The sequence below is a fragment of the Caulobacter sp. RHG1 genome (genome assembly GCF_013181195.1).
GTDB lineage: Bacteria > Pseudomonadota > Alphaproteobacteria > Caulobacterales > Caulobacteraceae > Caulobacter.
On record NZ_SMZP01000001.1, the window covers coordinates 226,540 to 242,846 of the forward strand.

General features: G+C 65.9%; 12 protein-coding genes. 3 read left to right on the forward strand and 9 right to left on the reverse strand.

The window, feature by feature from the left end:
- Nucleotides 1-16: 16 nt before the first annotated feature.
- From E1H18_RS01160 to E1H18_RS01185, 6 genes are all read right to left on the reverse strand, one after another.
- Complete coding sequence (locus E1H18_RS01160) at nt 17-1,093, reverse strand: homocysteine S-methyltransferase family protein (protein WP_172262891.1); 1,077 nt, start codon at nt 1,091-1,093, stop codon at nt 17-19.
- Nucleotides 1,090-1,977 (reverse strand): subclass B3 metallo-beta-lactamase, encoded by an 888-nt coding sequence (gene bla, locus E1H18_RS01165; protein WP_172262893.1) that lies wholly within the window; start codon nt 1,975-1,977, stop codon nt 1,090-1,092. The genes E1H18_RS01160 and bla overlap by 4 nt, the downstream gene beginning before the upstream one ends.
- The gene (metF, locus tag E1H18_RS01170) at nt 1,974-2,918 is read right to left on the reverse strand and encodes a methylenetetrahydrofolate reductase [NAD(P)H] (RefSeq protein ID WP_172262895.1); all 945 of its coding nucleotides are present in this window, start codon (nt 2,916-2,918) and stop codon (nt 1,974-1,976) included. The genes bla and metF overlap by 4 nt, the downstream gene beginning before the upstream one ends.
- Complete coding sequence (locus E1H18_RS01175; protein ID WP_172262898.1) at nt 2,915-3,892, reverse strand: metalloregulator ArsR/SmtB family transcription factor; 978 nt, start codon at nt 3,890-3,892, stop codon at nt 2,915-2,917. Before E1H18_RS01175 ends, metF begins: the two co-directional genes overlap by 4 nt.
- A gap of 43 nt (nt 3,893-3,935) precedes the next feature.
- Complete coding sequence (locus E1H18_RS01180) at nt 3,936-4,310, reverse strand: VOC family protein (RefSeq protein ID WP_172262900.1); 375 nt, start codon at nt 4,308-4,310, stop codon at nt 3,936-3,938.
- Nucleotides 4,311-4,373: 63 nt separating this feature from the next.
- Nucleotides 4,374-5,126, reverse strand: coding sequence for an SDR family NAD(P)-dependent oxidoreductase (locus E1H18_RS01185; RefSeq protein WP_194247825.1), 753 nt, complete (start codon nt 5,124-5,126; stop codon nt 4,374-4,376).
- Between the two features lie 81 nt (nt 5,127-5,207).
- Between E1H18_RS01185 and E1H18_RS01190 the strand changes: the two genes are divergently transcribed.
- Nucleotides 5,208-5,861 carry a TetR/AcrR family transcriptional regulator gene (locus E1H18_RS01190; RefSeq protein WP_172262903.1) on the forward strand — a complete coding sequence of 218 codons (654 nt, stop codon included), beginning with the start codon at nt 5,208-5,210 and terminating at the stop codon, nt 5,859-5,861.
- Between the two features lie 111 nt (nt 5,862-5,972).
- Here E1H18_RS01190 and E1H18_RS01195 read toward each other — a convergent pair whose 3' ends face one another.
- Nucleotides 5,973-6,947 carry a 2-hydroxyacid dehydrogenase gene (locus tag E1H18_RS01195; RefSeq protein ID WP_172262905.1) on the reverse strand — a complete coding sequence of 325 codons (975 nt, stop codon included), beginning with the start codon at nt 6,945-6,947 and terminating at the stop codon, nt 5,973-5,975.
- Between the two features lie 231 nt (nt 6,948-7,178).
- Here E1H18_RS01195 and E1H18_RS01200 point away from each other — a divergent pair, with 231 nt between their 5' ends.
- Entirely contained in the window at nt 7,179-7,589 is a 411-nt protein-coding gene (locus E1H18_RS01200; protein ID WP_172262907.1) for a hypothetical protein, read from the forward strand.
- Between the two features lie 4 nt (nt 7,590-7,593).
- Here the strand turns inward: E1H18_RS01200 and E1H18_RS26580 are convergent, their stop codons facing one another.
- Nucleotides 7,594-11,907 carry a hypothetical protein gene (locus tag E1H18_RS26580; protein ID WP_304515710.1) on the reverse strand — a complete coding sequence of 1,438 codons (4,314 nt, stop codon included), beginning with the start codon at nt 11,905-11,907 and terminating at the stop codon, nt 7,594-7,596.
- A 190-nt stretch (nt 11,908-12,097) separates the two neighbouring features.
- Entirely contained in the window at nt 12,098-13,765 is a 1,668-nt protein-coding gene (ettA, locus tag E1H18_RS01210) for an energy-dependent translational throttle protein EttA (protein ID WP_172262911.1), read from the reverse strand.
- Between the two features lie 240 nt (nt 13,766-14,005).
- Here ettA and E1H18_RS01215 point away from each other — a divergent pair, with 240 nt between their 5' ends.
- Nucleotides 14,006-16,306 carry a TonB-dependent receptor gene (locus tag E1H18_RS01215; protein WP_172262913.1) on the forward strand — a complete coding sequence of 767 codons (2,301 nt, stop codon included), beginning with the start codon at nt 14,006-14,008 and terminating at the stop codon, nt 16,304-16,306.
- Nucleotide 16,307: the final 1 nt, after the last annotated feature.

Here is a 16,307-nt window from a genome sequence, read left to right on the forward strand (position 1 = left end):
GTCATAGGCTCAGGATTCAGGCGAGTTCGAAGGGTTCGAGGCCGGCAAGGCGCATGGCCTTGGGACGCTCGGGGATCTGGCGAGGCGTGACGCCGCGCACTTCGTCGGCCACGTGGCGGATGTGGTCCGGCGTGGTGCCGCAGCAGCCGCCAAGGATGTTGACCAGACCGTCCTTGGCCCATTCGTGCAGGGCGTGGCCAGTCTCGTGCGGCTCCTCGTCGTACTGGCCCATGGCGTTGGGCAGGCCGGCGTTGGGATAGGCGGCGACGAGCGTGTCAGCGATCCGGGCCATCTCGGCGATGTGCGGGCGCATCAGATCCGCGCCCAGGGCGCAGTTGAAGCCCACCGCGAACGGCTTGGCATGCTTGATCGAGTTCCAGAACGCCTCGGCCGTCTGGCCCGACAGGGTGCGGCCCGAGCGGTCGGTGATGGTGCCGCTGATCCAGATCGGCAGCTCCTCGTGGCCCTCGTCGCGCAGGTCGAGAATGGCCTTGATCGCCGCCTTGCAGTTCAGGGTGTCGGTGATGGTCTCGATCAGGAAGAGGTCGACCCCGCCCTGGTAGAGCGCGTCCACCTGCTCGCGATAGGCCTGGTAGACCTGGTCGAAGGTCACCTTGCGCGCGCCGGGGTCGTTCACGTCCGACGACATCGACAGCATGACGTTCAGCGGGCCGATCGAGCCGGCGATGAACTTCGGGCGCTCGGGATTCTCGGCGTTCCAGCGGTCAGCGACCGAGCGGCCGATCTTGGCGCCCTCGAGATTGATGTCCCACACCTCCTGCTGGCCCAGGCGATAGTCGGCCTGGGCGATGGTGGTGCCCGAGAAGGTGTTGGTCTCGGAGATGTCGGCGCCGGCCGAGAAGTAGGCGTCGTGCAGCTCGGCCACGAGATCCGGCCGGGTCAGGCACAGGATGTCGTTATTGCCCTTCATCTGGCCGTCGTAGTCGGCGAAGCGCTCGGCGCGATAGTCGGCCTCGGTCAGGCCCTTCTTCTGGAACATCACGCCCCAGGAGCCGTCGAGGATCAGGATACGCTCTTTCGCAGCGGCCTTGAGGGCGGCGACGCGGTTGGCGCGGACAGAGAGATCGGTCATCGGGCGGGCTTGCCGGCGGCAGCCTCTTGGCGCGCCAGCTCCTTCTCAAAATTGGCTTCGTAGCGGTCGGTCAGGCGACCCAGCTCTGTCGGGTCGATGAAGGCGTTGGCGTCGCCGCGAAGCATGCGCTCGCGCTTGGCCGTCAGGTCGCCCTGCTGCTCGTGGCTGGGCAGCATCACGTCGGTCGGCAGACTGCGCATGGTCGCGAAGGTCGCGCGATAGTCGGCGACGATGTTGCGATGCTCCTTGTTGCCGACCAGTTGGTTGCCGGCCACCGACATCGAGCAGTTGAAGGTCACGTTCAGCGGACGCCCCTTCTCGGTCACCGGCATGGTCCAGGTGGTGCAGCCGATCGAGTGGCCCGGCGTCAGGTGGGCGACCAGGGCGTTCTCGCCAAGGCGCAGCTTTTGTCCGTCGCCGAACGCCTTGTCGACCTTGACCGCCGGGAACGGCGTCGGGCCGTTGCTATTGCCGCCGATATGGTGACCCGCTTCCAGCGCCGGCCTGTCCAGGCGCGAGGCCCACAGCTTGGCGCCCGTGTCGGCCTTCAGCACGGCCAGGCCGCCAGCGTGGTCGTAATGGGCGTGGGTGTTGATCAGGATCTTCACGTCCGCCAGCTGGAAGCCCAACTGCTGGATAGCGCGTTCGATCAGCTTGCCGCCCTCGGCCGACTGGCCGCCGTCCAGCACGATGTGGCCTTGCGACGAGGTGATCAGCCAGGCCGGCAGCCCCTCGGAGCCGACATAGTAGATGTTGCCGACCACGCGGTACGGCTTCACCGGCTTGAGCCAATTGCTGTGGTCGTCAGCCCCCTGGGCCGAGGCGGTCGAGGCCGCGCCCAGCGCCGTCAGGGCGAAGGCCAGGGAAATCAGAGCGCGTTTCATGCGGCGGCCTCCGTGGCGGCGGTCGGGTTCTCGCGGACGCCCAGCACGCGGCAGATCGCGTAGACGAGGTCGGCCCGGTTCAGGGTGTAGAAGTGGAAGTCCTCGAACCCCTGCTCCTGCAGCTTGGCGCACATCTCGGTGGCGACCGAGCAGGCGATCAGGCGGCGGGTCTCGGCGTCGTCGTCCAGCCCTTCGAACAGGTTGGCCAGCCAGCCCGGGATGCCCGTGCCGCACGCCGCCGACATCTTCTTCAGGCCGTTGAAATTCGTTACCGGCATGATGCCCGGCACGATGGGAATGGTGATCCCCGCCGCCCGGACCTTGTCCACATAGCGCAGGAAGACGTCCAGATCGAAGAAGAACTGGCTGATGCCCAGGGTTGCGCCGGCGTCGACCTTCTGCTTCAGCACGTCGATATCGTGCTCGATCGACGGGCTTTCCGGGTGTTTCTCGGGATAGACCCCGACCAGCACCTCGAACGGCGAGATGCCACGGATGGCCTTGGTCAGCTCGGTGGCGTTGGCGTAGCCGTCGGCGCGCGGGACATAGACCCCGCCGATACCGCCCTCGCTGGGGGGCGGATCGCCGCGCAGCGAGACGATGTGACGAACGCCCGTCTCCCAGTACTCGCGGATCACCTCGTCCACTTCCTCGCGGCTGGCGCCGACGCAGGTCAGGTGAGCGGCGGGCTTGAGGCTGGTCTCGTCCAGGATGCGCTTGACCGTGCGGTGGGTGCGCTCGCGGGTCGAGCCGCCGGCGCCATAGGTCACCGAAACGAAGGCCGGATCCAGCGGGGCCAGACGGGTGATCGCCTGCCACAGGGTCTCTTCCATCGCCGGAGTCTTGGGCGGGAAGAACTCGAACGAGACGCGCGGACGGGCGGTGCGCTCGCCGGCGCGGGCGACGGGACCGATCACGCGGCGGGTGGGCGGAAGGGTCATGCGGCGTTCCTCGCGGCGGTCACTTGTTCCGGACGGCGGGCCGTCCAGATCTTTACGGTCAGCCCCTCGGCCGAGGCGGGCGGCAGGGCGATATTGCTTTCCAGGGAGAGGCCGGCAGCCTCGATCCACGGGATGATCTCGGCGTCCTCGAAGCCCAGGCGGCGGTGCTGGTGGACTTCGCGCAGGAACTCGTGGTCGTGCGGCGCGAAGTCGGCGATCAGCAGCAGGCCGCCAGGCGTCACCAGCCTCGCGGCCTCGACCACGGCGTTGGCGGGATCCGACAGATAGTGCAGCACCTGATGGACGGTCACCAGATCGGCGCAGCCGCCCGGCAGGCCGGTGCGGAAGATGTCGCCATGGCGCAGCTCGCACTGCACGAGACCGGCCTTGGCCACCTCGTCGCGGGCGATGTTCAGCATCTGCTGCGAGAGATCCAGACCCAAGGCGTTGCCGGCGCGCTTGCCCAGCAGGGTCAGCATGCGGCCCGCGCCCGCGCCCAGGTCGATCAGTTCGTCGAACGGCCCCTCCCCGGTCGCGCGCAGGATGGCGGCCTCGACCTCGGCTTCGTCGACGTACAGCGAGCGGATCTCGTTCCAGCGCGCGGCGTTGCGGGCGAAATAGGCCTGGGCGTCGGTCGAGCGCTCGGCGCGCACGACGGTCAGCTTGTCGGCGTCCAGGCGCACCGCGGGATCCGTGTCATCGATCAGGTCCAGCGCCTGCTCGACGAGGAACCGGCCCGGCGACTTGGCGGCCAGCCGGTAGAACACCCACGCCCCGTCCGGAAAGCGCTCGACCAGGCCAGCCTCGGCCAGGAGCTTCAGGTGCCGCGAGACGCGCGGCTGGCTTTGGTCCAGGATACGGCACAGTTCCAGCACCGACAGCTCCTCGGCCGCCAGCAGGGCCAGAAGGCGCAGGCGCGTGGACTCGCCGGCGGCGCGCAGCACCTCGACGACCTGTTCGGCGGTAAGCTTCATAAGGACATAAAGATATCTTTATGTCCGATTTGGCAAGAGAAACTTATGCCCCAGGTTCGCCCTTCGCGGGCTCCCAGAGCTCAATCTTGACCCCGGCGGGATCCAGAAGCCAGGCAAAACGCCCCATGCCGCCCTCGTCCTGCTGACCCAGGGCTTCAACGCCCTCGGCAGCGGCCTTGGCCAGCACGCCCTCGATATCATTGACGATGAAATTGATCATGAACGGCGCGTCGGACGGCGCGAAATACTGGGTGTCGGCGGCGAACGGCGACCAGGTCGAGGTTCCCTTCGGATGCTTGAAGATCGCTCCGCCCCAGTCATGGACGTCAAACCCCAGCACCCGCGCGTACCAGTCGCGCACGGCGGCCGGATCTTCGGCCTTGAAGAAGACGCCACCGATTCCCAGCACCTTGGCCATGGCCTGCTCCCATACCGCCGCCTCCGCCGACCTTAGCAGAGACGGCGGCGGGATCAGCAAGCCCTAGGCGTTGGCGCCGCCGTCCACGGTCAGGACCGAGCCGTTGATGAACTTGGCGGCCGGGCTGGCCAGGAAGGCGACGGCCTCGGCGATGTCGGCCGTCTCGCCATAGTGGCCCAGCGAGGTCAGGTTGCGGATGACCTCGGCGTGGTCGCCGCTGGCCGGGTTCATGTCGGTGTCGATCGGGCCTGGCTGCACCAGGTTGACCGTGATGTTGCGCGGACCAAGCTCCCGCGACAGCCCGCGATTGAAGGCCAGCAAAGCCGACTTGGTCATCGAATAGAGCGTCGAGCCGCCGAACGGCACGCGCTCGGCCAGGCACGAGCCGATCGAGACGATGCGCCCGCCTGACTGCAGATGCGGGATCGCCGCCTGCGAGGCCAGCACGACCCCGCGCACATTGACGTTCAGCAGGGCGTCGATGTCCTCAAGGGCCGCATCGGCCACCTCGGCATAGCGGGCGATGCCGGCGTTGTTGACCAGGATGTCCAGCCCGCCCAGTTGCGAGGCGGCCTCGTCGACGGCCCGCTTGATCGCCGCCGGGTCGGCGCTGTCGGCCTGGATGGCGAAGCCGCGTCGGCCCTGCCTTTCGATCGACCGCACCACCTCGGCCGCGCGGTCCGCCGAGCGCTCATAGGTGATCGCCACGTCGGCGCCCTTCTGGGCCAGCGCCAGGGCGATGCCCGCGCCGATGCCTCGCGAAGCGCCTGTCACCAAGGCGCGCTTGCCATTCAACTGGCCAATCACATCACTCATCGGAAAACCTTTCTGTATCGACCGATACAGAAATAGCTGGGAGCGTTGCGATCCAAGGTCAAGGGATTTATATATCGATCGATGCAGAAATCTGTTTCGCCTTCGCAGGACACCGAAACGACGACCGCCCGCGGTCGCGGCCGCCCCCGCGCGTTCGACCGGGAGGACGCCCTGGCCAAGGCCACGCACCTCTTCTGGCGCAAGGGCTACGAGGCGACCTCAATCTCGGACCTGACCGCCGTCATGGGCATTGGCTCGCCCAGCCTCTACGCGGCGTTCGGCTCCAAGGAAGCGCTCTACATGGCCGCGCTGGGCCACTACCAGGCCCGCTACGAGGCTTCCGTCTGGCGCCGCTTCAACAGCGCCCCGACAGCGCGCGAAGCGGTCGAGGCGCTGTTGACGGACTCCGCCGCGGCCCTGACCGGCTCGCTGCCCGATGTGCCCAATGGCTGCATGGTGACCCTGTCGTCCGTCGCCGACCACGCCGATCTCGCCGAGTTGGTCCGCGCAGCCCGCAGCGTCACCCTGGAGCGCCTGGAGGCCCGCCTGACCCGCGCCGTGGCGGCCGGCGAAGTCCCCGCCTCGATCGACATCCGCGCTCTCGCCCGCTTCGTGCAGACCGTCCAGAACGGCATGTCGATCCTGGCCCGCGACGGCGCTCCCCGCGTCGAGCTGGAAGCCGTCGCCCAGATGACGATGGCGGGCTGGGACAGCCGGGTAGGCGCGGACGCCTAGGTCGTATGGGTGTCTGCTTTCGACCCTTGGCGGACGTCCAGCGCAGTGCGTCCTTCGAGGCGCGCTCAGGAGCGCGCACCTCAGGATGAGGTATATCTTGGGAAACGCCCTTTAGCCGCCCACTGGCGTGGCCAACGGTTCGCCGTGGAAGTAGCGGCGCAGGTTTTCGATGGTCATGCCGACCATGGCCGGGATGCTGTCCACCGTCGCACCGGCCGAGTGCGGAGTCAGAACGGTGTTGGGGACGTCGGCCCAGCGCTCGGCCGGGGTCGGCTCGTGCTCGAAGACGTCCAGCGCCGCCATGCCCAGGGTCCCGGCCTTCAGAGCCTCGATCAGAGCGTCTTCATCGATCAGCGAGCCGCGCGCGACGTTGACGATCAGGCCCTGTGATCCGACCGCCTCGATCACGGCCTTGCTGACCGCGTGGCGGTTGTCGGCGTCGGCGCGGGCGCAGACCACCAGCACGTCGCTGTCGCGAGCCAGGGCCAGCAGGCTGTCGGCGCGGGGATAGTCGCTCTCCTTGGCCCGCGCCCCCCACCAGGCGATGTGCATATCGAAGGCCTCCAGGCGGCGCGCCACCGCATCGCCGATATGGCCCAGGCCGACAATGCCGGCCTTGCGACCGCGCAGGCCGTGCCGCGGCGCCATGCGCTCGCCATGGCTCCAGCGGCCCGCGCGCAGGCGGCGGTCGCCCTCGACCAGTCCGCGCCAGGCGGCCAGCACCAGCCCCACGGCATGGTCGGCGACGTCGGCGGCGTTCAGGCCCGTGGAGTGGGTGACGGCGATGTTGTGGGCCTTGCACCAGGCGACATCGACGCCGTCATAGCCGACGCTGACGCACGCGATCAGGCCCAGTTGCGGCATCTCGGCCAGCATGTCCCGGCTGAGCGGCGTCTCCCCCACATGGACGATCGCGCGCACCCGCTGACCCGGCCCGCTCAGAAAGGCCATGCGGTCAGGGTGGTCCCAGAGCCGATGCACGGTATAGGCGCCCTCGAGCAGCGGCTGCAGACCCAGCAGCATCTCGTGCGAAAGAAGGATGTGGGGCTTTTCCGCCGGAAGCTTTTCCTGGGCGCCGTGGGGCATGCGTGTCTCCGTTGGAAGCCAGTCCTGAAAGAGATCGGCGGGACAAACGTCTTTGCGAGGCCACGCTACTCCACTTTCGGAGCGCTTATCAAAAGCTAAGCGAGGATCCTGGCCGAACCCTTCGCGCAGGATGCGGTTCCGCAATGCGCGGCCAAGCTGTGAACGACCGCCACGCTCGCGGGTTTCGTCAGAGGCGCCAAGCAGACGCCGTTCTCCTCTGGAGAGTTCTCCATGTTGACCAAGACGCTCGCCGCCACGGCGGCGGTCACCCTGCTGGCCGGCGCGCCCGCCATCGCGGCGGCCCAAGCCGCCTCCCAGGCCGGCCCCAGGCAGCCGATCCCCTACTCGCAGCTGGACGCCTACGCCAAGGCTTCGCCGAAGCTGCGGGCCAGCAAGGACTGGTGGGCCGGTTCAGCGCAGGCTCAGACGGGCCTGTCGACGGATGCTTCGGCCTCGGCGCCCGCGACGACCCAGCCCTCGAGCACCAGCTCGGGCGACACCGCCGTGAACCCGACGCCGATGGCGCCGCCCGCCAGCCTGCCTTCCACGCCGCCGACCGACACAGACCCGGCCCGCGCCGCCGACCCGATGCCCGCCACTCCAGGCACGACGCCGACGGTTCCGCCGACCGCGCCGAAGTAGCGGCCTAGCCGCCGTAGATGAACTCGGCCTTGTAGTAGCCGTTGGCCGGATCGATCAGGTTCACCGCGTACGGCGCCGAGCCGTCGGCCAGATCCGTCAGCCAAGCGTCGTTCGATCGCGCGAAAACCCCAAGGTTCTCGGTCGCGGCCGCAGCGAGCAGGAAGCCGACCATCGCCGCCTTGGTGCCGATGCCCTCGGCCGGATCGCCGCTGAAGCTGGCGAGGAACGCGATGCGGCCTTCCAGAAGCTGGGCGACCTTGGCGTCGGTCGGCACGCCGCCGAAGATGACGCCATAGGCCTTCCGCGTGGCCTCGAAGAGGGTCAGGGAGCCGTACTCGGCGGCAAAGCTGTCCTTGGCCTCGCCGTTGCGGCCCAGGTTCATCGCGAAATTGATGTAGCGGTTGACGGTGTTGAACTTGGCGTAGACCTCGCTGTTGAGGTTGCCGCTGTTTCCGCCGGTCGGCGACACGAGGTAGTCAAAGCCGAGCGCGCTGGGCGTCTTGCCGGTGAAGAACTGATAGCTCATCGACGCGACCGAGGTGGTGGCGTCGGCGGCGTCGACGATGGCCGACACAGCGCCTGAAGCGGTCAGCGAGCCATCCGAAAGACGTGATGAAAGGTTGGCGGCTAAGTCCGCCGCGGCGCCGCTTGTCGACCGAAGGATGTTGCCGACAACTAACGGCATGCCATCACCAAGCACGGCCTGCTTGTCGGAGTAGGCGATGAATTCGACGTTCCGGACCAGATCGACGCCATCGTAGTTAAGGTTAGACTCAGGAGCAACGAAAGGCCGTTTGTCCGCGATCTTCCAGCCGTCGACCGACCAGGTCACCGTGAAGTCGGTGCTAGCCCCCGTCATGACGACGGTGTCAATTCCCTTGCCGCCGTCGATGACGTCGTCGCCGTGCCGCCCCATGAACCTGTTGTCGCCAGCGTCGCCCGTTAGACGATCAGCCCCCCAAGAACCGTTGATGTTCTCGGTATTGCTCAGGGTCAGCCACGAGCCAGTGGCGATAGCCTGTCGATCCGTCCGACCGAGGTCGATAACCACGCCTTCCTTAATGAAGATCGTTTCGAGAGTGTCCCTTCCAGCCCCCCCGTCGACGATATCATCGCCGGCGCTAGCGCCCGTCGTTTCGGGAAACAAGACCAAGTAGTCATCGCCGTCGTCGCCAAACACTTGGTCGTTTCCGGTGCCACCCGACAGGGTGTCGTTCCCCGCGCCGCCGCGGATGATGTCGTTACCCGCGTCACCAGTGAGGCTATCATCGCCGCCTCGCCCTTCGAGCAAATCGTCGCCATCCCCGCCGCTCAGCTGGTTGTAGCCATCGCTCCCACGAAGCACATCGTTGTAGCGCGATCCAAGTATCGCCTCGATGTCGATGAAGGTGTCGCGGCCATCACCTGTTTCCTGCGGCCCACTGATCAGGAGATCGACATTGATGGCCCTTGGAGCATCGGTGAAGAACACGAAATCCAGGCCAGGGCCGCCATCGTAGATGTCGTCGCCCTGGCTGCGGATCATGACGTCATCGCCAGCGCCCGCCCGGAAAACGTCGTTGCCTGGCGTACCGTGAAGCTCGTCACGAGCGTCCGTCCCGTTGATCAGATTGCCCGTTCCAGGGACGACCGACAGAACGACCGTCTGATCACTGAACTTCAGAAGCTCGATATTTCGCAGCGTGTCGACACCGCTGTAGACGTAGGCGAAACTGACCGGGTCACGAAGGTCGCGCACCGTCAGCGAACCGTCGGCGTTGTTGGTCCAGCTATAGTCTGCGGCGTTGCCGTCAAAGAATGCGGTGTCGTTGCCGGAACCTCCGTCGAGGAAGTCGTCGCCGATAGAGCCCGTCAACAGATCATCGCCCGCTCCACCTGACAACTGGTCGTTGCCAACGAAGCCGTCGAGCGTGTCGTTCGCGCCGCTCCCTATAATGATGTCGTTTCCCGACCCCGCAAAGACTTCAACACCGTTCGCCGTGTACTTGTCGCCTATGATGACAACGTCGTCGTAGTCACTGCCATATCCGCCGAAAACACGCTCAACATTGGTAATCGACGATCCAGCTATTCCCTCCCAATTGCCGCGCATATCGAGGTATAGCGCTTCGCCAGAACGGGTATTCCAGGCGCCGAGTACGATCGTGTCGAGACCTGCGCCACCATCGACGGTGTCCCTGCCGTCGAAGACAATAAGGTCGTCGCCTCCGCCGCCGTAGATCTTGTCGGCCCCATGGTCGCCGTAGATCTTGTCCGCCCCGCCCGAACCGACAATCGTGTCGTCTCCAGCGCCGCCGCGCAGGATCATACCCTCGAAAACGCCACGCGCAGGGTTGTCATAGTAGTTATAGACAATCTTGGTGATCAGCCCGTCGCCGACGATGATGGTGTCCGCGCCATTGCTGCCTGCAATGTCGTAGGTGTCCTCGACATTGACGATCGTACCGCCGTTGATCGTCCCGGAACCACCGCTCCACAGGCCTCGAAGGTCGATGTTCCACGCCGGCTGGCTCGGGTCTGCGCGGAACCGCAGAATGTCGCGCCCTGCGCCTCCATCGATCGTGTCGTTAGTGCTGACGAAGAAGACATCATCGCCATCTCCGCCATAGAGTTGGTCGACCCCATCGCCACCCGACAGGACATCATTGCCATCGCCGCCGTAAAGCGTGTCGTCGCCAGCATCGCCGTTCAGGACATCGGCGCCCGCGCCGCCGACAGCGTAGTCATTCCCATCCCCCAGACTGACGGAAAGGGACAGGGCGCTATTGGCCGCGCCCGCGCCCCACACCACACGGTCGGCAAGATGGCTGGTATTGAACGCACCAATCTTCTCCACGCCGCGGATCTGGCCGCCATTGATCAGGCCGTAGCCGCCCGTCCACAGGTCGGTAAGGTCAATGTTCAGCGCCTGGGCCCCATAGCCCGCCCCCCATTCGAATATGAGGGTGTCAACGCCGGAGCCGCCATCAACGATGCGGTCTGCGCCATCAATGATTAGGGTGTCATCGCCCGCGCCGCCATCCAGCGTATCGGCTCCCGCACCGCCCTTCAGGGTATCACGGCCGCTATCGCCGACCAGGATGTCGTCGCCAACGTCGCCGCTGATCGTATCGTCGCCGCTGCCGCCCGTGAGACGATCATCGCCTGCGCCGCCGGACAGCGAGGTCGCACCGGTATAGGCCTCGCCGACGACAACTGTATCGTTCATCACACTGCCGGTGACCGAACCCAGGCGCTCAACACCCGTGATGGTCAGCCCAGCCGAAGCATATTGCCCGCCCGTCCAGAGCCCGCTCAAGTCAAGGCTAAGGCCTGCCGCGCCCGCGATGAAGTTGATGGTGTCATTGCCAGCGCCGCCGATCACCGTATCGGCGCCAACGCCCAAATAGAAAATGTCGTCGCCGTCACCGCCGTCCAGCGTATCGTCGCTAGCGCCGCTGTAGAGCGTATCGGCCCCGCCGCGCCCCCTCAGAACCGCGCCCCTTGCCCCTGCCTTCAAGATATCGTTGTAGTTCGTGCCGATCACACCCTCGATGTTGATTAGGGTGTCGCGTTGAGGCCCCGACAGAGACAGGTCGACATTCACCCAGGAATGGATGAACTCGTTGCTGTAGTCGACCCAGTCGAAACCGTCGCCGCCGTCGATGGTGTTGGAACCGCTTCCTCCATCAAGGATATCGTCGCCGGCGCCGCCGTCGATGATGTCGTCACCATCACCGCCGTCGATCTTGTTCGCCCCGGCATCGCCCGTCAGCTTGTCGGCGTATCTAGACCCCACCAAAGCTTCTATGCTGACAAGGGTATCGACCCCAGCTCCACCCGTCGATTGCGGGCCCGCCAAAGCCAAGCTGACCGTCACGCCACTCGTCCAAAGGTCGCCGTAACTGACAGTGTCGTAGCCGGCCCCACCGTCTATAAGGTCGTCCCCTGCTCCGCCGCGGAGAACGTCGTCGCCAGCGCCTCCCAAAAGGATGTCATTGCCGGCCGCACCGATCAGGACGTTAGCGTTGCCATCTCCAGTGAGCTTGTCGTCAAACGCAGAGCCGCGAAGGTTCTCGATACTGATCAGGGTATCCGAACCGGCTCCGCCGGTTGCCTGGAGGCCCGAAAGGGTCAGATCGACTGCCACCCCAGCCGTGGCGAAACTATAGTCGGCGGTGTCGCTTCCCTCTCCACCGTCGAGGCGGTCGTCACCGTCGCCCCCATCGAGCGTGTCGTCCCCGCCACCGCCGTTCAGGACATCGTCGCCTTTTTGACCGATGAGCGTGTCCGCCCCGCTCGTCCCCGTCAGCGTGTCGTCACCGGCGGTGCCTACCAAGGTAGCCATCTTGAGACCTCAAGAGCTCACGCAGTCGACCACAGATCAATCAAAACCCGCGGCGCTACTTTAAATTGATTAAGGTCTGTGCCTCAGTCCTGCGCCCCTCGTCAATCATGGCCCAGCCAAAAACAAAAAAAGGCGACGGCCTGCGCCGTCGCCTTCTCTCAGTTTCGGAAGAAGCCCGGCCTTAGCGCGCGAACTTCTGGAACTTGATCCGCTTGGGGATCAGGCTGTCGGCGCCCAGGCGGCGCTTCTTGTCTTCCTCGTACATCTCGAAGTTGCCTTCGAACCATTCGACGTGGCTGTCGCCTTCGAAGGCCAGGATGTGGGTGGCCAGGCGGTCCAGGAACCAGCGATCGTGGCTGATGACCACGGCGCAGCCGGCGAACTCTTCCAGCGCCTCTTCCAGGGCCTGCAAGGTCTCGATGTCCAGGTCGTTGGTCGGTTCATCGAGCAGCAGCAGGTTGCCGCCAGTAGCCAGGGTCTTGGCCAGGTGGACACGGTTGCGCTCACCGCCCGAGAGCAGCCCGACCTTCTTCTGCTGGTCGCCGCCCTTGAAGTTGAACGAGCCCACGTAGGCGCGGCTGTTGATCTCGCGCTTGCCGACGATCATCACGTCGGTGCCGCCGCTGATCTCCTGCCAGATGGTCTTTTCCGGGTCGAGCGCATCGCGCGACTGGTCGACATACGAGAGCTTGACCGTCTCGCCGACCTTGACCGTGCCGGCGTCGGGCTGTTCGCGGCCGGTGATCAGCTTGAACAGGGTCGACTTGCCGGCGCCGTTGGGGCCGATGACGCCGACGATGCCGTTCGGCGGCAGGCGGAACGACAGGTCCTTGAACAGCACCTTGTCGCCGTATTCCTTTTCCAGGCCCGAGACTTCCAGCACCAGATTGCCCAGGCGCGGGCCGGGCGGGATCTGGATGTGGGCCTGGGTCTGGGCGGCGCGGGCGTTTTCCTGCGCGGCGACCATCTCGTCGTAGCTGGCCAGACGGGCCTTCGACTTGGACTGACGGGCCTTGGGCGAGCTGCGGACCCATTCCAGTTCGCGGGTGAGCGCGCGCTGGCGAGCTTCTGATTCCGACTGCTCCTGGACGACGCGCTTCTGCTTCTGCTCCAGCCAGCCGGAGTAGTTGCCCTCGTAGGGCACGCCCTTGCCGCGATCGAGCTCCAGGGTCCACTTGGTGACCTGATCCAGGAAGTAGCGGTCGTGGGTCACCAGGATGACGCAGCCGGGGAACTCTTCCAGGTGATGCTGCAGCCAGGCCACCGACTCGGCGTCCAGGTGGTTGGTCGGTTCGTCGAGCAGCAGCATGTCGGGCTTGCTGAGCAGCAGGCGAGCCAGGGCGATGCGGCGCTTCTCACCGCCCGACAGGTCGGCGATGCTGGCGTCGTTGGGCGGGCAGCGCAGGGCGTTGATGGCCATCTCGACCTTGGAATCGATGTCCCACAGGTCCTTGGCGTCGATGATCTCCTGGAGCTTGGTCATCTCCTCCATGAGTTCGTCGGTGTATTCTTCGCCCAGCTGAGCCGCGAGCGCGTTGTAGCGGTCGAAGATCAGCTTGTCCTCGCAGTCGGCGATGACATTGCCCCAGACGTCCAGCGTCGGGTCCAGCACCGGCTCCTGCGGGAGGTAGCCGCGCTTGATGCCGTCGGCGGCCTTGGCCTCGCCGGAGAATTCCTTGTCGAGGCCGGCCATCACCTTCAGCAGGGTCGACTTACCCGAGCCGTTGACGCCCACCACGCCGATCTTGGCGTCGGAATAGAACGACAGCCAGATGTTCTCGAAGACCTTCTTGCCGCCGGGATAGGCCTTGGTCAGGCCCTGCATCTGGAAAATATATTGCTGCGCCATGAGGCTCGCGTGCTCGCTGGGACGGAGTTTCGGGGATTGGCCGCTGAAATAGCGGTCCGGGCGGCTTCGCGCAATCGCGGCGGCCTTCTCGCCCGCCACGGCGCGCAATCGTTCGCGTCATTGTTTAGTCGCGACAGCGTCGGACAGCCGACATCAAACCTTCGTCGCACCGTCGCCGAGCACTGTTAGCCGAACGGCGTCCCGGCGCCTCCCCGCGTCGGCGAGGGGAACAAGAACACGATGAAAAGCCATCTCATGCTCGGCGCGGCGGTCGGCGCCATCCTGCTGGTCACCGGCGGTCACGCCCTGGCCGCCGATGCGGCCGCGCCGGTCGCAACCGCGCCCGCCGAGGTCTCGGAAATCGACGCCGTCATCGTCATAGGCCAGGGCCAGAGCCGCCAGGTCCAGACGCTGAAGAACGACGCCATCGGCCTGGAAGCCGCCGGCACCAGCCCGCTGAAGGCCATCGACAAGCTGCCGGGCGTCACCTTCCAGTCGGCTGATGCGTTCGGGGCTTACGAGTGGTCGGCCCGGATCTCGATCCGCGGCTTCAACCAGAACCAGCTGGGCTTCACCCTGGACGGCGTGCCGCTGGGCGACATGACCTATGGCAACCACAACGGCCTGCACATCAGCCGCGCCATCGCTTCGGAAAACATCGGCCGCGTCGAGCTGGCCCAAGGCGCCGGCGCGCTGGGCGTCGCCTCGACCTCGAACCTGGGCGGCACGCTGCAGTTCTTCTCGCGCGACCCGTCGCAGGAGATGGGCGGCCAGCTGGACGCCACGGCCGGCTCCAAGGCCATGCACCGGGTGTTCGGCCGCTTCGACACCGGCGCGATCGAACAGATCGGCGGCCTGCGCGGCTACATCTCGTTCGCCGACCAGAAGTCCGACAAGTGGAAGGGCGGCGGCGAGCATAAGCAGCGCCAGTACGACGCCAAGCTGGTCATGCCGCTGGGCGACCGCGGTGAGCTGGCCGGCTTCTACCACCACTCCGAACGCCGCGAGCAGGACTACCAGGACCTGTCGTTCGCGATGATCAAGCGCCTGGGCCGCAACTGGGACAACACCCTGCCCAACTGGGGCCTGGCCGTGGCCGCCGCCCGCGCCTACCAGACGAGCACCGCCCTGCCCGCCCCGTTCGCGACGGTGGACGACGCCTACTATGCCGGCGCCGGCGTGCGCGACGACGACCTGTACGGCGCCAAGCTGGATCTGGACGTCACCGATCGTGTGACGCTGAACGCCACCGCCTACCAGCACAAGAACCGCGGCCAAGGCCTGTGGTACACGCCCTACCTGGCCAGCCCGGGCTTCGGCACGGCCGGCTCGACCGCCGCCCCGCTGTCGATCCGCACCACCGAGTACGACATCGACCGCGGCGGCCTGACCGCCGGCCTGACGATCGACCTGGGCGCGCACAAGGTCAGCGGCGGCTTCTGGCACGAGCGCAACTACTTCAACCAGGCGCGCCGGTTCTACGCCGAAACGGCCGCCGCGCCGTCGCGCAACCCGCTGGACTTCCAGGACAGCCCGTTCTTCACCCAGTGGCAGTACGCCTTCGACACCAAGACCCTGACCGGCCACATCGAGGACGAGTGGACGATCACCGAGGCCTTCAAGGTCAATTTCGGCTTCAAGGCGATCAAGGTGACCAACAAGGTCAAGACCGTGGTCGGCAACCCGCTGTCGGGCGAGATCAAGAGCAAGGACACGTTCCTGCCCCAGGTCGGCGCAGTCTATAAGCTGACGCCCGATTTCGAAGTGTTCGGCGGCTATACCGAGAACATGGCCGCCTACGTCTCCGCCGCCACCTCGGGTCCGTTCAGCTCGCTGAACCAGGACAACGTCAACCGCGTCGCCAGCAGCCTGGAGCCGGAAAGCTCCAAGACCTTCGAACTGGGCGGTCGCTATCGCACCGAGCGCTTCCAGGGCGTTGCCGCGGTCTATCACGTAACCTTCGACAACCGCATCCTGGCCGTGCAGCAAGGCGCCTCGATCGAGGGCAACGCCCCGGTGCTCTCGAACGTCGGCTCGGTGGAAACCAAGGGCGTCGAGCTGGCCGGCACCTTCCGCATGACGGACGCCTGGAGCCTGTACGGCGCCTACACCTACAACGACTCCAAGTACGAGAGCGACGTCGTCGCCCTGAACGGCACGATCCAGGCCCGCACCAAGGGCAAGACCGTGGTCAACACGCCCAAGAACATCTTCAAGGGCGAGATCGCGTTCGACCAGGGCGGGCTCTTCGCCAAGCTGGGCGTGGCCTATACCGACAAGCGCTACTACACCTACGAGAACATCGGCGGCCAGGCTCCCTCGACCACGATCGCCGACCTGACCCTGGGCTATCGCTTTGACGAGACGACCTGGGGCAAGGGCCTGGAGATCCAGGCCAACATCACCAACCTGACCAACAAGGACTACATCTCGACCATCGGCTCGGGCGGCTTCGTCAACAGCGACCCGAACGGCGAGGCCATGACCGTGCTGACGGCCCCGCCGCGGCAGTACTACGTGTCCATCAAGAAGCGTTTCTAGA